Here is a 22629-nt window from a genome sequence, read left to right on the forward strand (position 1 = left end):
CCACCATGACCACCACAAGCCAGCTCAAGCAAACCCCTTCCCAGACCGTAGGCCCCTTCTTCGCCTACGGCCTCACGCCTACGCAGTACGGCTACGACCTCAAAAGCCTGTTCACGCCCGTGCTGGCCCAGCCGAATGCCAAAGGCGAACACATACGCATCACCGGCCAGGTCTTTGACGGCGCCGGCAACGCCATCATGGACGCCATGGTCGAGATCGCCCAGCCCGACGGCAGCGGCCAGCCCATCGTGTCCGTGGCGGATGCCGAAGCGCGCGGTTTCACCGGCTTCGGCCGCTGCGGCACCGGCACCCTGCCGCAAAGCCATTACGAGTTCTTCACCGTCAAGCCCGGTGTGGCCGCAGAGGGGCAAGCACCCTTTATCAACGTCTGCGTGACCATGCGCGGCCTGCTGGTGCACACCTTTACGCGCATCTACTTTGAGGATGAAGCCGAGGCCAACGCCAAGGACGCGGTGCTGGCCAGCGTGCCGGCCGCGCGGCGCGCCACCCTGATCGCCAAACGCGAGATGACGGGGGCCGGGCCCCAGTACCGCTTTGACATCCATATGCAGGGTGACAAGGAGACGGTGTTTTTCGACCTGTAAGTGGAAACGGCAACTGGTTGAGGTAACGTGTGTCTGCAAGGGCATTCACCTCGACCGGGCCCGGTCAGCTTCAAGTTTGGGTCTCACCGCATGACAAGCTCTCGCAAGTCCTCTTTTCTGGAGAAAATCGGCGGAACAGGCGTTATTGTTCTGCTCGCTGCATTTGCGCTCTATGGTGGTCTCACTGCCTTGCTGACGGGCGAGTTCTCCGCGTTCGGGGCACGTAGCAATCCTGCTCAAATCCAACACTACGTTGGCTTGAAGGCATACCTGTCCGGTTCTTTCCTCATGGCGGTGGGATTGACTTTGCTGTTTGTCCCGTGGGTTGACATACTCCGCTCCCGCTTGCTTCGAGCATTCCTCGTGTTGGACGGCATCTTGTTTGTGCTGGCGCTGGGCTCGTACGCCTGGCTCAGGCCCTAACTCCAAAAATCACTTCCGCGTGGGAAGAACACGCGTTGGAACATGTGACGAGCCACGCGGGGACAGGCTATAAAAGCAATTTCTCCAGGGAGATTCGCATGAGCATTGAACTCGACCATTCCATCGTTTCGGCCCGCGACAAGGTGGCCGCGGCCCGGCAGTTGGCTGAACTGCTGGGCGTGCCCTGGTCGCCCACGGCGCTGGGGCCGTTCTCCGCCGTCTATGTCAATGAAGGCTTGACGCTGGATTTCATTGACACGGACGAAGACTTCCCCGTCCAGCATTTCTGCTTTCGCGTGAGCCCGCAGGAGTTCGACGCCATCCTGGCTCGCATCGAGGCGGCCGGCATTCCCTATCGCAGCACGGTGCGCGGCCCTATGGATCACCAGGTCGACACACAGTTTGGCGGCAAAGGCGTTTACTGGAACGAGCCCGAAGGCCATCAGTGGGAAATGCTGACAGTCAGCTACGCACGGCAATGAAGGGGCTCAATCCTCGCCGTAGTCGTGGTCCGGGTGGTTGACGGTGCCCAGCTTCCAGTAACCCCGGCCCACGATGCGGCTGCGCTCGACGCCAAGCTCCTCGATCAGCAGCTGACGTATGCGGCGCATAGCCGCGGCCTCACAGGCCAGGTAGACGCGGGTGTCGGTCGCGGGCGCGCCTGCCCGGCGCAAGGCGGCTTCCAGCGCCTGGCCGGCCTGGGTGTTGTCGGCGCCGCGCGCCACCCAGCGGGCGTCCACTTTTGCGGCGCTTTGTAGCGGGCGCTCTTCGCCAGCGTCCACCACTTCGACCAGCACCTGCGCTTGCGCGCTCGCGGGCAAGGCGGCCAGGATGGTTTCAAACGCGGGCAGGGCGCTGTCGTCGCCTATCAGCAGGTGGGCCGGCGCGTCCAGTGCGAGTTTGTAGCCAGGGCCAGGCCCCATCAGGAACAGCACTTGCCCCACCTGTGCCTGCGCGGCCCAGGTGGACGCGGGGCCGTCGCCGTGCAGCACAAAGTCCACGTCGACTTCGTGTGCGTCCGCGCGCACGGCCAGCGGCGTGTAAGTGCGCATGGACTTGGGCCTGGGGCCGTCGGGCAGCGGGCGCTCGGGCTCGGCCTGGCCGGGCTCGGGAAAAATCAGCTTCATATAACAGGCCGGGTCGTTGACCTCAAAGCCTTCAAGTTCGGCGCCCTGCAGGGTGATGCGGCGCATCAGCGGGCTCAAGGTCTGCACGCGGGTGACTTGCACGCGGCGCGGCGGACGGCGTTTGCGCGGTGCGGCCTCGGGCGCGGATGGGGATGCGGGTAAGGTGGACATGAGGTCTTTCAAAAGGGCTGCACTTCATGCGCGGCCTGGGTGAAGTGTTCTAGTTGAGAATAATTATCATCTGATGGCAATATCCGGTGCCGCGCAAGGGCAAAGCAGAACGCGTCCTACCCAGGCGCGCGGGACGGGTGCAGTAAAGTAAGCCCAAGCGGCCCAGGTACTTGCTCCTGCGGCCGCCATTTCCCCACTTCCCCCCAGCGCTTACCCCTACCTATCTATGACAACTTTCGGAACCCCCTTGTCCCCCCACGCCACCAAAGTCATGTTGCTCGGCTCCGGCGAGCTGGGCAAGGAGGTGCTGATCGCGCTGCAGCGCCTGGGTGTGGAAACGATTGCCACCGACCGTTATGAGAACGCGCCGGGCCAGCAGGTGGCCCATCATGCGCGCACCATCACCATGAGCGACCCGGCCCAGCTCAAGGCCCTGATCGAAAAGGAAAAGCCCGACCTGGTCGTGCCCGAGATCGAAGCCATTGCCACGCCCATGCTCGAAGAGCTCGAGGCCGCCGGCACGGTGCGTGTGATCCCCACGGCGCGTGCCGCACGCCTGACGATGGACCGCGAAGGCATACGCCGCCTGGCCGCCGAAACCCTGGGCCTGCCCACCAGCCCTTATGTGTTCTGTGATTCGCTGGAGGAATTGCAGGCCGCGATCGATTCGACCACCGGCTACCCCTGCATCGTCAAACCGGTGATGAGCTCCTCGGGCAAAGGCCAGAGCAAGATCTCCGGCCCCGCCGACGTGAAAAAAGCCTGGGACTACGCCATGGCCGGTGGCCGCGTGAGCCACGGCCGCGTGATCGTCGAGGGTTTTATCGACTTCGACTACGAAATCACCCAGCTCACCGTGCGCGCGCTCGGCGCCGACGGCAAGGTGGAAACCCACTTCTGCGAGCCCATAGGCCATGTGCAAGTCAGCGGCGACTATGTGGAAAGCTGGCAGCCGCACCCCATGCGGCCGGCCGCGCTGCAAAAATGCCGCGAGATCTGCAAGGCCGTGACCGACAACCTGGGCGGCCAGGGCCTGTTTGGCGTCGAATTGTTCGTCAAGGGCGAGGACGTCTGGTTCAGCGAAGTGAGCCCGCGCCCGCACGACACCGGCATGGTCACCATGTGCACGCAGTGGCAAAACGAATTCGAGTTGCATGCCCGCGCCATCCTGGGCCTGCCTGTCAACACCGCGCTCAAGAGCCCGGGCGCCAGCGCCGTGATCTACGGCGGCGTCGATGCCGAGGGCATTGTGTTCGACGGTGTCGCCGAGGCGCTGCGTGTGCCCAACTCCGACATCCGCCTCTTCGGCAAGCCCGAGAGCTTTGTCAAACGCCGCATGGGCGTGGCCCTGGCCTTTGACGCCGACGTGGAGACCGCGCGCATCAATGCCAAAACGGCGGCCGCGCTGGTGCGGCCGCGCAAGGCCGGATGAGAAGCGCTTCGCGATGAATTTCGCCGATCTTCACCTGCTGGAGGATTCCGCCTGGCGCGTGTTGATCTCGGCCGTCGTGGCCGTGGTGCTGGCCCTGGTGGTGCACCGCGTGGGCGCGGCGGTCATTTGGCGCCTCACCCGTAACCTGCCCATCTCCAGCGCGGTGGCGCGCCGCAGCTGGCGACCCTCGCGTTTCGCGTTGCCTCTGATCGCCCTGCAGGCCGTCTGGCAGGCCGCGCCCGACGCACTGCCGCTGATCTCCCAGGTGCGCCACGGCAATGCCCTGCTGCTGCTGGCCACCCTGACCTGGCTGGCGCTGCGCGCCATCGACGGCGTGGCCCAGGGCGTGATAGGCCAGCATTCGGTCGAGGTCGAAGACAACCTCAATGCGCGCCGCATCCACACACAAACGCGGCTGCTCGCGCGCACCGCCGATGTCATGGTGCTGATCGCCGGCCTCTCGCTGATGCTGATGACCTTCCCGGGCGCGCGCCAGCTGGGCGCCAGCCTGCTGGCCTCGGCCGGCGTGATCGGCATCGTGGCCGGTATCGCGGCGCGCCCGGTGTTCAGCAACCTGATCGCCGGCCTGCAACTGGCGTTGGCCCAGCCCCTGCGCATCGACGACGTGCTCATCGTGCAGGGCGAGTGGGGCCGCGTCGAGGAAATCACCGGCACCTATGTGGTGCTCAAGATCTGGGACGAGCGGCGCATGATCATCCCGCTGCAGTGGTTCATCGAAAACCCCTTCCAGAACTGGACGCGCAACAGCGCGCAAATCATAGGCACGGTGTTTATGTGGGTGGACTACCGCATGCCGCTGGAGCCGCTGCGCCAGGCCGCGCGCCGCGCCTGCGAAGCCGCGCCCGAATGGGACAAGCGTTTGTGCCTGCTGCAGGTGGTGGAAGCCGGCGAGCGCAGCATGCAGCTGCGCGTGCTGGTGACCTCGGGCAACTCGGGCCTGAACTGGGATTTGCGCTGCAAGGTGCGCGAGGCGCTGGTGGATTTCATGCAGCGCGAGTACCCGCAGTTCCTGCCGACGATGCGGGCTGAGGTTACGCAGGGCGATGAAGCCCTCAAGCCCGGCGCTTAGGCCGCGGCGTCCAGGCAGCCGGCAAACACCGCGCTGCTGACCAGCTCGAACTCCTTGGCCTCGGGCAGCTGGTAATGCCACCACTCCATCGGGTGGTGCACAAAGCCGGCCTCCAGCATGATGGTCAGCAGTTTCATGCGGTTGAGCTGTACCGCGGCCGAAAGGTCTGCGTAAAAGTGGTGCGAGGCCGCCGTCATGGTGTCCACAGGCGTGCCCATGTCCAGCTCATGGCCCTGGGCATCCAGCAGGGTCAGGTCCACCGCCACGCCGCGCGTGTGGTTGGAGCCCTTGGCCGGGTCGGCCACATAGCCGGGCACCGGCAGCACCGCCCAGAGCGCTTCCTGCGCCTCGTGCGGGCGGAAGGCGTCAAAAATCTTGAGCTTGAAACCAAAGGCGCGCGCGCCCGCCACCGCGCGCCGCAGGCAGGCCTCGGCTTCGGGGTGCAGAAAGCAGAGCTTGTGGCCGTAGATCACCTGGCCGGTGAAGTTGTCGGGCCGCGCATACATCATGTCGATCACGACATCGTGCGTGGCTTCCCGGATCTGGACGAGGGGCGCTGGCGTCATGGCCCGGTTTACTGGAAAGCCACTTCCGAAAAACTGCGCAGCTTGCGGCTGTGCAGCTGCGTGATGCCTTCGGCGCGCAGCAGCTCGATGGCGCGTATGCCTATGCGCAGGTGCTGGTCCACCCGCTCGCGGTAGAAGTGGTTGGCCATGCCGGGCAGCTTGATCTCGCCGTGCAGCGGCTTGTCGCTCACGCACAGCAGGGTGCCGTAGGGAACACGGAAACGAAAACCGTTGGCCGCGATGGTCGCGCTTTCCATGTCCAGCGCCACCGCGCGGCTCTGGCTGAAGCGGCGCTGCGGCTGGTTGCCCGGCAGCAGCTCCCAGTTGCGGTTGTCGGTGGAGGCCACGGTGCCGGTGCGCATGATGCGCTTCAAGTCGGGCCCGACCGCATGGGTCACGTCGGCCACGGCTTTTTCCAGCGCGACCTGGATTTCGGCCAGCGCCGGAATCGGCACCCACAGCGGCAGCTCTTCGTCCAGCACATGGTCTTCGCGCACATAACCGTGGGCCAGCACGTAGTCGCCCAGCTGCTGGCTGTTGCGCAGGCCCGCGCAGTGGCCCAGCATGACCCAGGCGTGCGGGCGCAGCACGGCGATGTGGTCGGTGATGTTCTTGGCATTGGCCGGGCCCACGCCGATGTTGACCATGGTGATGCCGCTGTGGTCGGCGCGCAGCAGGTGATAGCCCGGCATCTGCGGCAGGCGCGGCGGCGGCACGCCGAGTTCGTCGCCCTCGGCGGCGGGCAGGCCGGTGCGCCGGGTCACCACATTGCCGGGTTCGATGAAGGCGATGTATTCGCTGTCCGGGTCGGCCATGGCTTCATGGCCCAGGCGCACGAACTCATCGATGTAGAACTGGTAGTTGGTGAACAGCACGAAGTTCTGGAACCAGTGCGGCGAGGTGCCGGTGTAGTGGCGCAGGCGCTGCAGCGAATAGTCGACGCGCGCCGCGGTGAACAGCGCCAGCGGCTGCGGCTCGCCGGGCAGGGGCTCGTAAGTGCCGTTGGCGATGCCGTCGTCCATGGCGCTCAGGTCGGGCAGGTCGAACACGTCGCGCATCAGCATGCGGCGCGCCGCCGTCATGCTGCCTTCGATGTGGTCGTTCTCCGCGAACGAGAAGTGGATGGGGATCGGCTGCGCGCTGGTGCCGACTTCGAGCTCCACGTCGTGGTTCTGCATCAGCAGGCGGAATTGCTCCAGGTAGTAGTTGCCGAAAAGGTCGGGCCGCGTCAGCGTGGTCTCAAAGCGGCCGGGGCCTGCGACAAAACCGAAACTCAGCTGGGCGATGTCGGGCGTCTCCAGGATGGCGCGCGCCACGGTGTCGGTGTGTATGCGCACAAAGGGGTAGCAGGCGCGCACATGGCCGGGCAGGGTTTCGCCGGCCACGTAACGCTGCATCGCGTCGCGCAAATGGGCGATCTGCTGGTCGTAAATCGCGCGGACCTGGGCCAGCGCGGCGGCCGGGTCGCTGTAACGGGTGGGGGCGATGAAAGGGGGGAGGTAGGGCATGAAGAGGTGGCCTGTCTTTCTACGTATGTCCCCATTGTGCGGCAACTCCCTGGAAGCTGTTCTTCACCTTCAGACCCTAGAATGCGTCGATGAACCCATCCAAGCCCTTGGGGCCATTTTTTTTGCCACTGCGCGCCATACTGGGCGCCCTCCTGGGGGCGCTGTGCTTGCAGGCCGCCCATGCCCAGGCCCCCGCGCCGGCGCGCGGCGCAGCCACGGCCGCGGCGCCGGCCCAGATTTCCCGCGACGCCCAGCGCGCCTATGAAACCACGCGCGACAAGCTGGTGCAGATACGCACCCTGCTGCGCAACTCCAACACCCAGGCCAGCGTGGGCTCGGGCTTTTTTGTTTCGGCCAACGGCCTGATCATCACCAACTTCCACGTGGCCAGCCAGCTCGCGCTGGAGCCCGAGCGCTACCGCGGCGTCTATGTGCCGGTGGACGGCAAGGAGGCCGAGGTCGAACTGCTGGCCTTTGACGTGCGCAACGACCTGGCCCTGCTGCGCGTGAAAGCGCCGGCCGCGGGCGCGACGCCGCAGCTGGCCTTTCGCGGCGCCGACCGCCCGCTGGCACGCGGCGAACGTATTTATTCGCTGGGCAACCCGCTGGACATAGGCTTTGCCGTCACCGAAGGCACTTACAACGGCCTGGTGCAGCGCAGCTTTTACCCGCGCATCTTTTTCGGCGGCGCGCTCAATCCCGGCATGAGCGGCGGCCCGGCCCTCGACGACGCGGGCCAGGTGGTCGGCGTCAACGTCTCCAAGCGGCTGGACGGCGATTTGCTGAGTTTTCTGATTCCCGCTGAATTCGCCCAGGCCCTGCTGGCCAGGGCCGCCACGGCCCAGCCCATCACCAAGCCCGCGCATGCCGAGGTCGCGCGCCAGCTCGGCGAGCACCAGGCCCTGCTGACGCAGCGCTTCACCGCCGCGCCGCTGACCGCGCAAAAGCACGGCGGCTACAGCGTGCCCGTGCCCGACGACGCGCTGGCCCGCTGCTGGGGCCGCGGGCGCGAACCCGACTTCAAGGCCTTCGACCTGGAACGCACCGACTGCCAGATCGACAGCCATGTATACGCCGGCGATTTCAACACCGGCTACATACGCCTGCGCTACGAGGCCTACAACGCGCCCAAGCTGGGTCCCCTGCGCTTTTCCGCGATGTACTCGCAAAGCTTTGCCAATGAATTTTTCGCCACGCGCGGCTCGCGCAAGGCCACGCCCGCTGAATGCTCGGAACGCTTTATCGAGACCGGCGGCATGCCCATGCGCGCCGTGGTCTGCATGAGCGCCTACCGCAAGCTGACGGGCCTGTACGACGTGTCGGTGCTCACCATGTCGGTCAACCAGTCCACGCGCGGCGTGCAGGGCCGCATGGATGCGCAGGGCGTGAGTTTTGAGAACGGCCTCAAGCTGGTCGCGCATTACCTGGCCGGCTTCAAGTGGGAGGCCGCCGAATGAGCGCCACCCCCATCCTGGGCCTGCTGCAGGCCACCGACCGAACCGGCGCCCTGGTCGCCCGCCTCGAGGTGCGGCACTGGCCCGTCACCGTGGGGCGCGCGCTCACGGCCGACCTGGTGCTGGACGACAGCCACGTGGCCGGCGAGCATTTGCGCATAGACCGCACGCCCGAGGGCGGCGTCAGCGTGCGGGTGCTGGACAGCGTCAACGGCGCGGCCCTGGGCCGCGCCCGCCATGGCCGGGGTGCGCAGTTCAACTGGCCCGACGGCGAGGTGCTGGCTTTGGGCCGCCTCAAGCTGGGCCTGCGCCTGGCCGAGGCGCCGGTGGCGGCCGAGGAGCTCTTGCCGCATTTCCCCTGGCGCACCACCGGCTGGACCTTGCTGGCCCTGGCCGGCATGCTGGCCCTGGTGCTGGGCCAGTCCTGGCTCACGCTGACCGAGCCCTCGCAGCTTGCGCGGCAACTGCCCGGCGTGCTGGGCGGGGTGGTCCTGGCGGTCAGCGTCTGGGCCGGGCTGTGGGCGCTGGCCACCAAGCTGTTCACCGGCCACCTGCAGTTCTGGCGCCATGTGCGCATCGCCTGCTTCAGCTCGCTCGCGGTGCAGGCGGTGTCCACCCTGGCCGGCCTGCTGGCCTTTATGTTCTCGCTCGAAAGCCTGGCGCGTTTTGAGGGCCTGATGCTGCTGCTGGGCGCCGCGGCCGGCATCTATGTGCACCTCACCGTCATCGCGCCGCAGCGCCGCCGCGGCCTGGCCGCGCTGGTGGCCGGCATCGCCGTGCTGGCCACGGTGGCCTTGCTGGGCAGCAACTGGCTGCAGAACAAGCGCCTGTCCAACAAGCTTTACCTGTCCACGCTGTACCCGCCCTCATTGCGCATGGCGCCCGCCGTGCCGGTGGCGCAGTTTCTGGATGAGGCGGGCTCGATTCGCAAACGCCTGGACGAGCGCCTGAAGGACCGCGAGCCGGATGCCGACACGCCGGAAGATCCGGACGCGGACTAAGCCTTTCCATGCAGGCCCAACGCCAAGCTGAGGTCCGGAAAATGGCATCGCGCAAGGCGGTGGCGCATGGCGTTCGCATCCGCCTTGCGTGGGCCGTCTTGTTGCTGTGCACCGCCTCGCTGGCTGGCGCCCAAGACTGGACGGTGCAGACTTTGTCGACTCGCGTATCGCCCACCGGGCAAGGTGTCACGCTGGCCGTTGCCTTGCACGCCGTGGATGGAAACCCGCCGGCCAGGCACGTGCTGGTCTATCCCCAGCCCGGTGGCACACCCCAGCTCAAGGCCACCAGCGGCCCCGCCGTGCTGGCCCTCGGCGGGCCCTGGGTGCGCGGCGCGGCCCAGCTGAGGGCCCAGGGTGTGGCCCTGGTGTATGTGGACCCGCCCAGTGACGCCGAACGCCGCAGCCTCGATGCCAGGCCGCGCCGGGAGGTGCTGCAGGACCTCGCCGCCGCGCTCAGGCTGGCGCAGCAGTCCTTCCCCGGGGCGCGGGTTCACCTTGCCGGTTTTTCCCAGGTGGCTCCCCTGCTGGACATCGCCGCCGACCTCGAAGGCTTCGACAAGGTCGTCGTGGCCTCCGGCGCATTGAAAAACAACCGAAGCAGCGACTGGAGCGCCTTGCGCAAGCCCGTGCTGATGCTGCATGCGCCCGGCGCCCAGTGCGACAGCGCGCCTTTTCCGGAGGCGCAGGGCCTGGCCCTGCGCAGCCGTTTTACGTTGGTCCAGGTGGGCTACGAGCAGCAGGACGGCAAGGAGGACTGCGGGCGCGGCAGCCAGCACGTGCTGCAAGGGCAGGAGGCTGGCGTGGCCAAGGCCGTGGCCGGCTGGCTTGAAGGGCAGGAGCCTCCTGCCGTCATCGGCCACGCCAACCCGGCCATGGCGTGGCGGGAGGAAGTCATCACTTACCAGGTGCCCAGTGCCTTCGGCGCCAGCCGGCTGGAAGCCACCTTGCTGCTGCCCGAGGCCCGCCGTTTTGGCGCGGGCCCCTATCCGGTGACGGTATTCAGCCACGGGGACATCACATTCAACCGCGACAAGGGGCGCTTTCGCGACATGCTGGTCGCGCGCGAATTCCTGCAGGTGGGCGTGGCCGTGCTGATGCCCGCGCGCCGCGGCGTGGGCATGTCCGAAGGGACCTACCCGAAAAACTTCTCCCATGAGGACGGCGACGCCACCTACAAGGCGCGCGTGCAGGCGGAAGATGTACTGCCCGCCTTGGCCTGGCTCAGGACACGTCCGGAGCTTGACGCCGGCCGGCTCATCCTCTCGGGCCAGTCGGCCGGGGGTTATCTCACGATGTACATCGCCAGCCAGAACCCGGCGGGGCTCATCGGCGCCATTGATTTCTCGGGCGGGCGAAACGATTTGACGAAAATCAGCAGCGGCCCCGGGTACCTTAACCGGATGATGGTGGATGGCTTCGCGGAATTCGGCAAAACCACGCGTGTTCCCACGCTCTGGGTCTTCGCGGAAAACGACAGCCGCTACACCGCCAACACCATACGCGCTTCCCACGAGGCGTTTCTGGCCGCGGGAGGCAAGGCGCGTCTGCTGCTCCAGCCCGCCATCGAGGGCGACGGGCACCACATCTACCACAAACCCGCCTTGTGGCGCGCGGCCCTTCAAGCCTATCTGGGCGAGATCGGTGTCGTGGCGCGCCCCAACTGAGGCGGCCTGTCCCGCCGCTTTCCTCAGCCCTTGACCGGTTCGCGCATCGTCACGAATTCTTCCGCCACCGTCGGATGTATGCCGATGGTGCTGTCAAAAACCGCCTTGGTCGCGCCGGCCTTCATGGCCACGGCAAAACCCTGGACGATCTCCCCTGCGTCCGGGCCCACCATGTGCAGGCCCACCACGCGGTCGGTGGCATCTTCGACCAGCAGCTTCATCAGCGTGCGTTCGGTGCTGCCGCTCAGCGTGTGCTTGAGCGCCTTGAAATCGGCGCGGAACACCGTGACCTTGCCGAATTTCGCGCGCGCATCGGCTTCTGAATAACCGACGGTGCCTATGTTGGGGTGGGTGAAGACGGCGGTCGGCACAAACTCATAACTCATGTTGCGCGGCTTCTTGCCCGCGGCCGGCCCGAAAAGCTGGTCCACCACCACCATGGCCTCGCCCAGCGCCACCGGCGTCAGCTGCATGCGCGCCGTCACATCGCCCAGCGCGTAGATCGAGGGCACGGAGGTCTGGTAATGCTCGTTGACCTGTATCGCGCCGGCGGCATTGACCGCCACGCCCACGGTTTCCAGGCCTATGCCGTTCGCATTCGGCACGCGGCCCGTGGCGTAAAGCACTGCGTCCACTTCCAGGCCGGCGGCCCCGCCCTTGAACTCGACCTGCAGGCCGGTGTCGGTCTTGCTGATGGCGTTTACTTCGGTGCCCAGCCGCAGCGTGATGCCGGTCTTGCCCATCTCGGCCGCGATAAAACGGCGCACGTCCTCGTCAAAACCCGTGAGCAGCATGTCGCGGCGGTGCACCTGCGTGACTTCCGAGCCCAGGCCGTTGAAGATGGAGGCAAACTCGCAGGCGATGTAGCCGCCGCCCACCACCATCAGTCGCTTGGGGAAGGGGCTGAGGTCGAACATATGGTCCGAAGTCAGCACATGCTCGCGGCCCGGCAGCGCGGGCACGGTAGCGGTGCCGCCGGTGGAGACCAGGATGTGTTTGGCGGTGAACTTCTGCTCGTCGACTTCGATGGTGTGTTCGTCAAGCAGGCGTGCCCAGCCCTTGATGATTTTCACGCCCGCGCTTTCGAGCAGTTGCACATACACGCCGTTGAGCCGCGAAATTTCGCGCGCGCGGTTGGCTTTCAGGATGTCCCAGTCAAACACGGGCTTCTCGCCGACCCAGCCGAAGCCGTGCGACTCCTCAAAGCTGTCGCCGTAGTGGGCGGCGTAGCTGTAGAGCTTTTTCGGGATGCAGCCCACGTTCACGCAGGTGCCGCCCATGGCCGCGACCTCGGCCAGGCCCACGCGCGCGCCGCGCTGGGCCGACATGCGCGCGGCGCGCACGCCGCCGCTGCCGCCGCCGATCACAAAGAGGTCAAAGTCAAATGTCTGCATGCGCTGTGTTCCTTCGTCTTCTCTTACCTGGTGCCTGAATGCCGGCCCTCAAGGCTGGAACTCCTTGAGTTCCTGTTTCATCCACTCAATAAACACCCGGGTGCGCATGGGCAGCAGCCGGGCGTGCGGGTAAACAATGTTGATGGGCCGGGGCGGCGGCTCGAACTCCTCCAGCACGGTGCGCAGCTGTTTGGTCTGCAAATACGGCGCCACCTGGTAAGAGAGGAACGAGCCAAAACCCGCACCCGCCGCACAAGCCGCCACGGCCGGCGCGATCTGGTTGAACTCCAGATTACCACTGACCGCCAGGCGCAGCGGCCGGCCCTGGTCTATGAACGGGCCCCATGTGGGGGAATGGTCGGTCACGCGCACGCAGTTGGCTTTGAGCAGGTCTTTCGGGTGTTGGGGCACGCCGTGGCGGCGCAGCCAGGTGGGGCTGGCCACCACCAGCCGACGTATCTGGCCCACCTGCTGCGCCACCAGGCTGGAGTCCTCGGGCTCGCCTATGCGTATGCCCACGTCTATGCCTTCCTCCAACAGGTTGACCACGCGGTCCAGCAGCACCATGGAGCAGCGCATCTTCTCGTGCTGCTGCACAAAACGCGTGACGGCCGGCGCCACGTGCATTTGCCCGAACAGCATGGGCGCGGTGATGGTCAGCTGGCCCGCGGGTTCGGCCGCGTCGGCCGAAAGCGCCGACTCGGCATCGGCCAGCGCGGCCAGCAGCTGGCGGCAGCTTTCCAGGTGGCGCCGGCCTTCCTCGGTCAGCGAGATGCGTCGCGTCGTGCGGTTGAAAAGCCGCACGCCCAGCTGCGCCTCAAAACCCGCCAGCGTTCGCACCATGGCCGGCAGGGATGACTCCATGACCTGGGCCGCGGCCGTGAGGCTGCCTTGCTCGGCAATGTGGATAAAGGCCTGCATGGCTTTGAGTTTGTCCATGGGCGGGATGCTACGCCTGTGGCGGCCATTAATCCAGTTAATGGATTAGTTAAATGCAAACAAGGCCATTTATTCAGGATATCGGTTCAAACAGAATCCATTCCAGAGATTCTTTTGCAACCCACCGAAAGCCCGACATGAGCACACCTTCCGTCAAAGCCCCGCCCGCCCAGCCCATACGCTTTTACCGCTTTGCCATTTCCGGCCATTCACACCGCGTGGAGCTCTTCCTCTCGCTGCTGGGCCTGCCTTTTGAGCGCATCGAAATCGACCTGGCGGCCAGGGCGCACAAGACGCCGGCCTTCCTGGCCATGAATGCCTTCGGCCAGGTGCCGGTGATCCAGGACGGCGATGTCACGCTGGCCGATTCCAACGCCATCCTGGTCTACCTCAATGCGCGCTACGCGCCGGATGCCGAGCAGTGGCTGCCGCGCGACCCGCTGGCCGCCGCGGCGGTGCAGCGCTGGTTCTCCGTCGCGGCCGGCCAGCTGGCTTTCGGCCCGGCGGCCGCGCGCGTCGTGCAGCTGTTCAAGCGCCCGGAAAACCCCGAAGCCATTGAGCGCGCGCACGCGCTGTTCGCGGTGATGGAGCAGCAACTGGGCCAGTCGGCCTTCCTCGCGGGCAGCACGCCCACACTGGCCGACATCGCCAATTACAGCTACGCGGCCCATGCGCCCGAGGGCAATGTCTCGCTGGAAGCCTATCCGCGCCTGCGCGCCTGGCTGGCCCGCATAGAAGCCTTGCCGCGTTTTGTGCCCATGGTCAGAACACCTATTGGGTTGGCCGCATGAACGCCCCGGCTTTTCATGAAGGCGAGCGCGCGGCGCAGGCGCGCGTGGGCGCGGCCGTGCGCGAGCGCATGGAAGAAATCGGCCCACGCGTGATACGCGACTTCATGCCCGAGCAGCACCGCGAGTTTTTCGAGCAGTTGCCCTTTGTCATTGCCGGCACGGTGGATTCTGCCGGCCAGCCCTGGGCCTCGGTGCTGGCCCAGCCGCCGGGTTTTATCCACTCGCCCGATGCACGCCACCTGACCTTGCGTGCACGGCCGCTGGCAGGCGACCCTTTGCAGCAAACCCTGGTTGAGGGCGCGGCAATAGGCCTGCTGGGTATAGAGCCGCACACACGCAGGCGCAACCGCATGAACGGCATAGTCCGCGGGGTCCATGCCGAGGGCTTCGCGGTGGAGCTGAGCCAGAGTTTCGGCAATTGCCCCAAATACATCCAGGCGCGCGAGCCGGTCTATGTGGAACGTCCCACTTCAACGGCCGGGCCGGTGGTGCACGAATCGGCGCAACTGAGTGACGCGGCGCGCCGCATGATGGAGCAGGCCGACACCCTGTTTATCGCCACCGCTTACGCGGGCGACGAAACGCGCGCCGGCCGCGCCGGCGGCGTGGACGTGTCGCACCGCGGCGGCAAGCCCGGTTTTGTGCGCGTGGACGCCGACGGCACGCTGACCGTGCCGGATTTTGTCGGCAACTACTTCTTCAACACCCTGGGAAACCTGGTGGTGAACCCGCGCGCCGGCCTGCTGTTCATCGACTTTGACACCGGCGATTTGCTGTACCTGGCCGTCACGGCCGACATCATCTGGGACGGCCCCGAGGTGCATGCTTTTGCCGGCGCGCAGCGCCTGATGCGTTTCAAGGTGCAGTCCATGCGCCTGGTGGAGTCTTCCTTGCCGCTGCGCTGGGGTGAGGCCGAACTGTCGCCGGTGCTGGAAGCCACGGGCGCCTGGGCCAAGCAGCCCTAGCTGGCCTTAGCCTATGGCCTCGAGCGCAAGCTCGCGCTCCAGCCAGGCGCGGAATTTCTGCACCGCCGGCCTGTCGGCGCTGTGGGCCGAGGTGATGATGCGGTAGCCCAGGCCGTCCACCGTCTGGCCCGGCAACACCACCGTGAGCTGGCCGCCGCGCAGCAGCGGCAGCACCAGCGGCGTGCGGCCTATGGCAATGCCGCCGCCCTGCACGGCCGCATTCACCACATGCTCGTACTGCGAAAAATACAGGCAGGGCTGCTGCGCCGATTGTTTTAAACCCAGGCGCTCATACCAGTCCGGCCATGACATCCAGGGGAAACGTGTGGCCGGGTCGTAATACACCAGCAGCGGTATGTGCGCGATGTCGGCCGGCGAGTGGATGCGCGCCGCGACGGCCGGCGCCGCTACCAGCAGGGCCTGCTCCTGTAAAAGCGGCAGGCTTTCGTCGCCCGGCTGCACCGGATAGAGCCGCACGGCCAGGTCCAGGCCTTCACGTTCGAGGTTGACGCGCGCTTCCGAAGCGTCGACCCGCACGTCGATGGCCGGCTCCAGCTGCTGGAATTTCGCGAGTTTGGGCGCCAGCCACAGCGCGGCGAAAGAGGGCGTGGTGGTGACCGCCACCGAGGCCCTGTCCACCGCCAGCAGGCGGTCCACGGCCGAGGCCAGTTGCGACAGCGAGGCGCGCGCTGCCTCATAGAGTTCGCGGCCCTGGGGCGTGAGGCTCAGCCCCTTGCCGCCGCGCAGGAACAGCGGCGCGCCCAGCGCGTCCTCCAGGCTTTTGACCTGCTTGCTGACCGCCGACTGCGTGATGCACAGCTCCTCGGCCGCGGCGGTGAAGCTCAGGTGGCGCGCCGCCGATTCAAAACCGCGTATCGCATCCAGCGACATGGCGCGCAGCGCGTGGGAGGAAGAAGGGTTCAGCATGGCATGAGCGGTATGAGCGGGAGGAATACCCCGGATGACAAACCATCCGGCCGCTGGGGCCGGTTCCAAAGAAGAATCAAACCACACTTTCCAAGGAGTCCGCCATGCATGCCCCCCAAATCCCGCAAACTCCGCTCAAGCTCGGGCCCGTCCCGGAACGCTTTCGCCTGCCGCGCGGCGAAATCCTGACCTGCACCGCCGGCTGCCTCTGGATCACCAGCGATGCACTGGCTAACCGCCGCGACAGCGACATCGTGCTCGAAAGCGGCCAGTCCTTTGTCACGCCGCATGCCGCGACCTATTTTGTGGGCGCGCCGCGCGGCTGCGGTGTGCTGGATTTTTCACCCGCTTCCCAAGGCACGGAGACCGCATGCTGATAGAAACCGACCGCCGCGGCCAGCATGTGGTGCTCACCTTGAACCGGCCCGAAAAACTCAACGCATTGAGTTACGAACTAATAGATGAATTGATGGACAGGCTGGGCGCCCTGGAGCGCGACGACAGCGTGCGCTGCCTGGTGCTGACGGGCCAGGGCGACAAGGCTTTTAGTGCCGGTGCCGATATCGCAGGATTTGCACCTGATATTGCTGCGTCACCCGAAACCGCGTACCGTAATTTCGTAATGCGCGGCCAGGCCATGACACGCCGCATAGAAAACTATCCCAAGCCCATCATCGCGGCCGTCAACGGCATCGCCTTCGGCGGCGGCTGCGAAACCATGGAGGCCTGCAGCATCGCCATCGCCGCCGAGCATGCCAGCTTTGCCAAGCCCGAGATCCGCCTCGGCTTTCCGCCGCCCTTTGGCGGCACACAGCGCCTGCCGCGCCACATAGGCCGCAAGCGCGCCAATGAAATGATCCTGACCGGCGACACCATCAGCGCCGAAGAGGCGCTGCTCATAGGCCTGGTCAACCATGTGGTGCCGGCCCACGAGCTGCTGCCGGCCTGCCTGCGCATGGCCGACCGCATCGCCGAGAACTCCGCCGTCGCCGTCGCGGCCTCGCTGCGCGCCGTGACGCGCGGGCTTAATGTCTCCATCGACGAAGGCCTGGCGATTGAGGCCGCGCAGTTCATGGTCGCCGCAGCCTCGCGGGATGCGCGCGAGGGAACGGCCGCGTTTGTGGAGAAGCGGCCGGCGGTGTTTTGCCACCGCTGAGGACGCCGGTTGCGGGCTGGTGGTTACCCCCGTTCCCGAGCAAGCGCCGGGTCCCCAAGCCCTCAGCTTGCCTTGGCCATCTTGGGTACGGTGGTATTCAGGTGGCAAGCCGATACCTGTGATGCGGCGACCTCGATCAGGGCCGGCCTGACTTCCCGGCAGATGGGCATGACATGCGGACACCGGGGGTGGAAGGCGCATCCGCTGGGAACATTCAAGGGGCTGGGCATTTCGCCCGCAATGGGCTTGTAGGTCAGCGGCTTGGCATCCATGCGCGGCGCATCGGCAATGAGCGCCCGGGTATAGGGATGGTTAGGCCGGCTGAAGAGGACTTCCGTCTTGGCCAGTTCCACAATGCGGCCAAGGTACATGATGGCCACACGGTCGGCCAGGTACTCCACCACGGCCAGGTTGTGGCTGATGAACAGGTAGGCGAGGTTCTGTTCGCGCCTGAGTTTCTGGAAGAGGTTGAGGACCTGCGCCTGGATCGAGACGTCGAGCGCCGAAACCGCCTCGTCACAGACGACAAGCGACGGCTTCAGGGCCAGCGCTCTCGCGATCGCGATGCGCTGCCGCTGCCCGCCTGAGAACTGGTGGGGATACCGTTCCCCGTAGCTGGCATCCAGTCCCACCTGCTGCAACAGGCCTTTGACGAACGGGTCTTTGTCTTTCGCGGAAACCAGCCCATGGTAGATGGCGGCTTCGCTCAGGAGTTGGTCGACGCGCAGCCGGGGATTGAGCGAACCATAGGGGTTCTGGAACACCATCTGGACATTGCGATGGACATCGGAAAAATACGGTTTTCCGGGGACCTGGTGCACCATCACATTGCCGCCGGAGGGCTCCAGGATTCCCGCCGCGATCCGGCCGAATGTCGACTTGCCGCAGCCGGACTCCCCGACAAGGCCGACCACTTCCCCCGCGTCAACCTGCAAGCTGATGTCGCTCACGGCGGACACCTGCTTGGGAATCTTGCGGGAAAGTTTCAGCTTGTGGGCCAGCTTCCCGCTCCAGGTTTGCGCAATGCCAAACCGCTTCGAGACATTGACGGCTTCAAATATTGTGGTCATGGCTTGTCAGTCGTGAACAGGGGATGAAAGCAGAGGAAGGATCGGTCATCCGTGCGGATCAGTCCAGGCGTCTTGCCGCAGGCCTCTGTTGCCCGGTTGCACCGTGGTGCAAACGCGCAGCCCGGCGGCAAATCCAGCAATGGCGGCGTGCTGCCTGGAATGGGTTTGAGCAAGGAGCCCCGGTCCTGGGACTTCGGCAAAGAGTCGATCAGTCCGCGGGTGTAGGGATGCCTTGGCGAGCGAATCACGTCGGCGACCGCGCCTTTTTCAACGATGCGGCCCGCATACATCACACATACCTCGTCCGCGAGGTCCTTCACCACGCTCAGGTCGTGGGTGATCCATACCAGGCCCGTGCCGCGCTCCTTGGCGAGCTTGCGGATCTGGTAGAGGATTTGCGCCTGGATCGTGACGTCAAGGGCGGTGGTCGGCTCGTCGGCAATGATCACGGCCGGCTCGTTGACGATGGCGTTTGCAATGGCGATGCGCTGGCGCATGCCGCCCGACAGTTCATGCGGATAGGCCCGCATCCTCTCCGCCGGCGCGGGAATCCCGACCGCCGCCAGGGCGGCGCAGGCCCGTTCCCTGGCGGCCGAGGCGGATACCTTGTCGTGGATGCGAATGGTCTCGGTGATTTGGTCGCCCACCCGGATGACGGGATTGAGCGACATCATGGGGTCCTGGAAGACCATGGCCATCTCCTTGCCCCGAATCCTGTTCCATTCACCGGCAGAGGCTGCGCGTATGTTTTTGCCGCGAAGCAGGATTTCACCGGCGACCACGCGTCCCGGAGGGTCGACCAGGTTCATCAGGGACATCGCCGTGACGGATTTTCCCGATCCCGACTCGCCCACCAGCGCCAGTATTTGCCCTTGCTCAACCGAAAAAGAAACATCGTTCACCGCCTTGGCGATGCCGGCCCTGGTCTCGAAATGGGTCGTCAACCCGCTGACCTTCAGTGCTGTTGTGCTCATACCTGGTCCAGCTTGGGATTAAAAACGACACGCAGGCGATCCCCTATCAAGTTGATCGACCCGACAAGGAGCACCAGCGCTATACCTGGGTATACCGATATCCAGTACTTGTTCGTCAGCATGTACTCGAAGCCATTGGCAATCAGCAGGCCCAGGGAGGGCTCCGTCTGCGGCAGCCCTATTCCCAGGAAACTCATCGTTGCTTCGAGGCTGATCGCATGCGCCGTTTGAAGCGTGCCGGTCACGATCAGTGTTCCCATGCAGTTGGGCAGCACGTGCCGGAACATGATCCGCCCGGCGGGCAGGCCTTGCCCCATCGCCGCCTCCACATATTCTTTTTGCTGCTCCACCAGTGCGGCCCCGCGCACATTTCTCGCGTAGTACGCCCATTGAACGATGATCAGCGCGAGCAGGGTTTTGTCCACACCCTGGCCCAGCGAAGCCAGCAGCACCAGCGCGACCAGAATCGCCGGCAGGCTCAGCTGCAGGTCCACGACGCGCATCAGGAACGCGTCAACACGCCCGCCAAAATACGCGGCCGCCAGGCCCGCGGTGGTTCCGATGCAGAGCGCGGCCATGGCACTGAGCAGCCCGACGGCCATGCTGATGCGCAGCCCGTAAAAGATCGCGCTCAGCAAGTCTCGCCCGGCACCGTCGGTTCCGAGCACATGCAACATCCCGCTTGCTTCGCTGCGCGCGCCCGGCGCCAGCTCCGCGTCCACGATCGAGACGGCGGCCAGGTCGTAAGGATTTTGCGGTGAGAAGACGGGCGCACCCCAGGCCACAACGAACAGCAACGCAAAAACCACAAGCGCAGCCGTCGCCGTTTTGCTGAGCATGAATTGCTTGCGGATGCGGCTCCACGGGGTTTGTGGCGGCGGTGGCACGGCCTGGCCCACGCCCTCTTCCTTCGGATTCAATGATTCGGTTTTCATGGGTGTCTCTGGTTTTTATTTGCTGTATGGCGTTATTTATTTGCTGCGGGCCCTTAGCCGGGGATCAAGAATCACATACAGCAGATCGACGACAAGGTTGATCGACACCACCAGCAGGACGGTGACCATCAGGTAGGCCACCACCACCGGCCGGTCGAGATGAAGAATCGAATCAATGATGAGTTTTCCCATACCGGGCCATGCGAATACCGATTCGGTCACCACGGAAAAAGCAATGAGATGGCCGAACTCAAGCCCGACCGCAGTGACCACGGGGATCATCACGTTCGGGGCGATGTGCCTTGCCAGCAACCTTAATCCGGAGACGCCTTTGGCGCGCGCAAAGCGAACGTACTCCTGCTGCACCACATCTCTTGTTCCGGTTTCAGTCAGTCGGATCACCATGGAAATCTGGAATATCGCAAGCGTCATGGCTGGCAGGATCATGTGCTTGAGGCCGTCCCACGTCATAAAACTAAAGGCAATGCCGAACAGCTGCTCCGTATCGCCTCTCCCACCTGAAGGCAGCCATCCGAGGTTCACGGAAAAAATGAGGATGAGGATGAGCCCCTTCCAGAACGTGGGAATGGTGACCCCCGCGACGGAGAATCCGGCAATGAGTTTGTGGGCCCAGGAGTGCGGCATCAAGCCCGCGACCAGCCCCAGGGGAATGCCGATGGCCAGCGCCAGTACCAGCGCGACAAATGCCATCTCAAGGGTCGCCGGCATGCGCTCCAGAACAATGGCCAGGGCCGGCCGGTTGAAGACAAAGGATCGGCCCAGGTCCCCTTCGGCGGCATGTTTCACGAACAGCGCGTATTGCTCATAGACCGGACGGTCAAGGCCCAGGCTTCGCGCCGCGGCATCCACTTCTTCTGTGGATGCGTTCGGGCTCACAAGAAGGTGGATGGGATCGCCGATGAGGTGGATGCCCGTGAATGCGATGGCGGACATGAGCATCACCACGATCAGGCTGTCTCGCATCCGCTGGAGTAAGGGTCCAAACATCAGATTGCATCCTTGTCTTTTGCCGTGAGCTGGGCCGCGCGGCCCGCGCATCGCGCGCCGATTCGCCTGAGCCTGCGACCCCCGGCCGGGCAGATCGCCGCAGGCCCTCTATTGCACGTCACTTCCATCAAAAGCTCCAGTCAGCGGGAGTTCTCCCGCGCTTACCCACGTTCGCACGACCGCTCGCAATTTAGGGGCCAACCCTGGCTTTGCGAACTTGATCTTCGTGCATTCACAGCAACGCCGCCGCGAAATTTCTTGACAGTCATCACCGCTTCATGATCTAGTTGTAACGCTGTTTGATACAGTGTATCGCTAGTCAATACAAAAAACAAGCAACTTTTTCAGTAATTCGACGGTCGGCGAGGAGGGAAATTGGACAGACCAGGGCGAACGTCGCCCACAAAACAACCATGCGGCGGGAGCTTGTTGCCTCGCCATCCACCAAACTTTTTAGGAGTGAGAAATGAAATTGAAGATGATCTGCCTGGCCGCGGTAGCCGCCGGCGCAATAACACCCGTGGCCGCGCTGGCGCAAAGCACGGTGACGATCTACGGCAGGATGGACACCAGCTTCGAGAACTCGAAGACCGGCTCCATTTCCCAGACCTTGATCACAGGCAATGCGTCCCGGCTCGGCTTCAAGGGAACGGAGGACCTGGGCGGCGGACTCAAGGTCCTGTTTGGGCTCGAGATGGGAGTTTCGTCCGACACGGGCGCATCCAGCACGCCGATGTACCGCAACTCTTATGTCGGGATCAGCGGCGATTTTGGTGTCGTCAACATCGGCCGCATTGATTCGGCCGCGCCTAGCCGCACGCCGATTTATGCCATCCTGGGCCGGAATGTGGAGTACGTGATCCACGATGCGGGCGCCACCGCCATAGGCACCTCCATCTTCAATGCACGCACACGCGTGTCGAACGCCATCGGCTATGCCAGCCCGGTCATCGGCAATTTTGTCTTCCGCGCCGGCCACTACCTCAATGGCGAAGGCCTGGCGGAAAACCCGGCCGGCCCGATACGCTTTGAAAGTGACTACAAGCAGACCGATGTGTCGATCAGCTACGGCGAAGGCGGCGGGCCCCTGGGACTGGGCTTTGGCTACGGCAGCGACAGCAAGCGCGGCGGCGCACTGCTCAATGACTTCAAGAGCAAGTGGATGCTGGTCGGCTCCTACGACTTCGGCGAAGTCCGCGCCTGGGCGGTTTACAACCGCGACAACTTCGCGGGCGGACCGCTGTCACGCAGCAAGGTCGATGCGCAGATGATCGGCGCCTCCTGGGACCTGACGCCTACCAGCAAGATCATGGGCAACTACATCCGCAAGGATGTGCAGAGCGATCCGGCAGGCAAGCTCAAGCGCTTCCAGGCAGGCTACTCCTACAAGATGAGCAATCGCACGTCGCTCTACGCCTTTTATGACCGC

Annotated in this window: 23 protein-coding genes; 13 read left to right on the forward strand and 10 right to left on the reverse strand. The window is 64.9% G+C overall.

The window, feature by feature from the left end; translation table 11 throughout:
* Positions 1 to 5: 5 nt before the first annotated feature.
* The 3 genes from pcaG to BLQ85_RS19460 all read left to right on the forward strand — a co-directional run bounded on the left by pcaG (position 6) and on the right by BLQ85_RS19460 (position 1510).
* Entirely contained in the window at positions 6 to 605 is a 600-nt protein-coding gene (pcaG, locus tag BLQ85_RS19450; RefSeq protein ID WP_074579409.1) for a protocatechuate 3,4-dioxygenase subunit alpha, read from the forward strand.
* Between the two features lie 90 nt (positions 606 to 695).
* Positions 696 to 1028 (forward strand): hypothetical protein, encoded by a 333-nt coding sequence (locus BLQ85_RS19455; protein ID WP_074579411.1) that lies wholly within the window; start codon positions 696 to 698, stop codon positions 1026 to 1028.
* A gap of 98 nt (positions 1029 to 1126) precedes the next feature.
* Positions 1127 to 1510 (forward strand): VOC family protein, encoded by a 384-nt coding sequence (locus tag BLQ85_RS19460; RefSeq protein WP_074579413.1) that lies wholly within the window; start codon positions 1127 to 1129, stop codon positions 1508 to 1510.
* 6 nt (positions 1511 to 1516) lie between these two features.
* Here BLQ85_RS19460 and BLQ85_RS19465 read toward each other — a convergent pair whose 3' ends face one another.
* Positions 1517 to 2326, reverse strand: coding sequence for a siderophore-interacting protein (locus tag BLQ85_RS19465; protein WP_083336927.1), 810 nt, complete (start codon positions 2324 to 2326; stop codon positions 1517 to 1519).
* Between the two features lie 226 nt (positions 2327 to 2552).
* On the opposite strand from BLQ85_RS19465, the gene purT reads away from it, so the two are divergent.
* Both purT and BLQ85_RS19475 read left to right on the forward strand, forming a co-directional pair.
* Complete coding sequence (purT, locus tag BLQ85_RS19470; protein WP_074579417.1) at positions 2553 to 3758, forward strand: formate-dependent phosphoribosylglycinamide formyltransferase; 1206 nt, start codon at positions 2553 to 2555, stop codon at positions 3756 to 3758.
* 13 nt (positions 3759 to 3771) lie between these two features.
* Positions 3772 to 4848: a mechanosensitive ion channel family protein gene (locus tag BLQ85_RS19475; RefSeq protein WP_074579419.1), complete on the forward strand. Its 1077-nt coding sequence runs from the start codon at positions 3772 to 3774 to the stop codon at positions 4846 to 4848.
* On the opposite strand, the gene ddpX is transcribed toward BLQ85_RS19475, so the two are convergent.
* Both ddpX and BLQ85_RS19485 read right to left on the reverse strand, forming a co-directional pair.
* Positions 4845 to 5414: a D-alanyl-D-alanine dipeptidase gene (ddpX, locus tag BLQ85_RS19480; protein WP_074579422.1), complete on the reverse strand. Its 570-nt coding sequence runs from the start codon at positions 5412 to 5414 to the stop codon at positions 4845 to 4847. The genes BLQ85_RS19475 and ddpX overlap by 4 nt on opposite strands.
* A gap of 8 nt (positions 5415 to 5422) precedes the next feature.
* The gene (locus BLQ85_RS19485) at positions 5423 to 6922 is read right to left on the reverse strand and encodes an AMP nucleosidase (RefSeq protein WP_074579424.1); all 1500 of its coding nucleotides are present in this window, start codon (positions 6920 to 6922) and stop codon (positions 5423 to 5425) included.
* 89 nt (positions 6923 to 7011) lie between these two features.
* Between BLQ85_RS19485 and BLQ85_RS19490 the strand changes: the two genes are divergently transcribed.
* From BLQ85_RS19490 to BLQ85_RS19500, 3 genes are read left to right on the forward strand one after another with little or no spacing between them, the layout of a single operon-like run.
* Positions 7012 to 8379, forward strand: a complete 1368-nt coding sequence (locus BLQ85_RS19490) for a S1 family peptidase (RefSeq protein WP_074579425.1) — start codon at positions 7012 to 7014, stop codon at positions 8377 to 8379.
* Positions 8376 to 9377: an FHA domain-containing protein gene (locus BLQ85_RS19495; RefSeq protein ID WP_074579427.1), complete on the forward strand. Its 1002-nt coding sequence runs from the start codon at positions 8376 to 8378 to the stop codon at positions 9375 to 9377. Before BLQ85_RS19490 ends, BLQ85_RS19495 begins: the two co-directional genes overlap by 4 nt.
* Positions 9378 to 9418: 41 nt before the next feature.
* Entirely contained in the window at positions 9419 to 11041 is a 1623-nt protein-coding gene (locus tag BLQ85_RS19500; RefSeq protein ID WP_175456156.1) for an alpha/beta hydrolase family protein, read from the forward strand.
* Between the two features lie 23 nt (positions 11042 to 11064).
* Here BLQ85_RS19500 and gorA read toward each other — a convergent pair whose 3' ends face one another.
* Together gorA and BLQ85_RS19510 are read right to left on the reverse strand one after the other, a co-directional pair.
* Positions 11065 to 12435 (reverse strand): glutathione-disulfide reductase, encoded by a 1371-nt coding sequence (gorA, locus tag BLQ85_RS19505; protein ID WP_074579432.1) that lies wholly within the window; start codon positions 12433 to 12435, stop codon positions 11065 to 11067.
* A gap of 48 nt (positions 12436 to 12483) precedes the next feature.
* Complete coding sequence (locus tag BLQ85_RS19510) at positions 12484 to 13374, reverse strand: LysR family transcriptional regulator (protein WP_074579434.1); 891 nt, start codon at positions 13372 to 13374, stop codon at positions 12484 to 12486.
* Between the two features lie 137 nt (positions 13375 to 13511).
* On the opposite strand from BLQ85_RS19510, the gene BLQ85_RS19515 reads away from it, so the two are divergent.
* Entirely contained in the window at positions 13512 to 14165 is a 654-nt protein-coding gene (locus BLQ85_RS19515) for a glutathione S-transferase family protein (RefSeq protein ID WP_074579437.1), read from the forward strand.
* Positions 14162 to 15130 (forward strand): pyridoxamine 5'-phosphate oxidase family protein, encoded by a 969-nt coding sequence (locus tag BLQ85_RS19520; protein ID WP_074579438.1) that lies wholly within the window; start codon positions 14162 to 14164, stop codon positions 15128 to 15130. The genes BLQ85_RS19515 and BLQ85_RS19520 overlap by 4 nt, the downstream gene beginning before the upstream one ends.
* A 6-nt stretch (positions 15131 to 15136) precedes the next feature.
* Here the strand turns inward: BLQ85_RS19520 and BLQ85_RS19525 are convergent, their stop codons facing one another.
* Positions 15137 to 16057, reverse strand: a complete 921-nt coding sequence (locus BLQ85_RS19525; RefSeq protein WP_074579440.1) for a LysR substrate-binding domain-containing protein — start codon at positions 16055 to 16057, stop codon at positions 15137 to 15139.
* A gap of 104 nt (positions 16058 to 16161) precedes the next feature.
* Between BLQ85_RS19525 and BLQ85_RS19530 the strand changes: the two genes are divergently transcribed.
* Together BLQ85_RS19530 and BLQ85_RS19535 are read left to right on the forward strand one after the other, a co-directional pair.
* Positions 16162 to 16434 (forward strand): DUF2917 domain-containing protein, encoded by a 273-nt coding sequence (locus tag BLQ85_RS19530; RefSeq protein ID WP_074579442.1) that lies wholly within the window; start codon positions 16162 to 16164, stop codon positions 16432 to 16434.
* Positions 16428 to 17213: a crotonase/enoyl-CoA hydratase family protein gene (locus BLQ85_RS19535; protein ID WP_074579444.1), complete on the forward strand. Its 786-nt coding sequence runs from the start codon at positions 16428 to 16430 to the stop codon at positions 17211 to 17213. The genes BLQ85_RS19530 and BLQ85_RS19535 overlap by 7 nt, the downstream gene beginning before the upstream one ends.
* Positions 17214 to 17275: 62 nt before the next feature.
* On the opposite strand, the gene BLQ85_RS19540 is transcribed toward BLQ85_RS19535, so the two are convergent.
* Genes BLQ85_RS19540 through BLQ85_RS19555 form a run of 4 tightly spaced genes read right to left on the reverse strand, consistent with a single transcriptional unit; the run spans position 17276 to position 21200 of the window.
* The gene (locus BLQ85_RS19540) at positions 17276 to 18283 is read right to left on the reverse strand and encodes an ABC transporter ATP-binding protein (protein WP_074579446.1); all 1008 of its coding nucleotides are present in this window, start codon (positions 18281 to 18283) and stop codon (positions 17276 to 17278) included.
* Positions 18280 to 19257, reverse strand: a complete 978-nt coding sequence (locus BLQ85_RS19545; RefSeq protein ID WP_074579448.1) for an ABC transporter ATP-binding protein — start codon at positions 19255 to 19257, stop codon at positions 18280 to 18282. Before BLQ85_RS19545 ends, BLQ85_RS19540 begins: the two co-directional genes overlap by 4 nt.
* A complete protein-coding gene (locus tag BLQ85_RS19550) occupies positions 19254 to 20192 on the reverse strand; it encodes an ABC transporter permease (RefSeq protein ID WP_074579450.1) in 939 nt (312 codons plus the stop codon). Before BLQ85_RS19550 ends, BLQ85_RS19545 begins: the two co-directional genes overlap by 4 nt.
* 36 nt (positions 20193 to 20228) lie before the next feature.
* Positions 20229 to 21200, reverse strand: a complete 972-nt coding sequence (locus tag BLQ85_RS19555; protein ID WP_074579452.1) for an ABC transporter permease — start codon at positions 21198 to 21200, stop codon at positions 20229 to 20231.
* A 466-nt stretch (positions 21201 to 21666) separates the two neighbouring features.
* Between BLQ85_RS19555 and BLQ85_RS19560 the strand changes: the two genes are divergently transcribed.
* A partial coding sequence (locus BLQ85_RS19560) for a porin (protein ID WP_074579454.1) occupies positions 21667 to 22629 on the forward strand: 963 nt, incomplete at its 3' end.

The sequence above is a fragment of the Polaromonas sp. JS666 genome (assembly GCF_900103405.1).
In the GTDB taxonomy this organism is placed as follows: domain Bacteria; phylum Pseudomonadota; class Gammaproteobacteria; order Burkholderiales; family Burkholderiaceae_C; genus Polaromonas.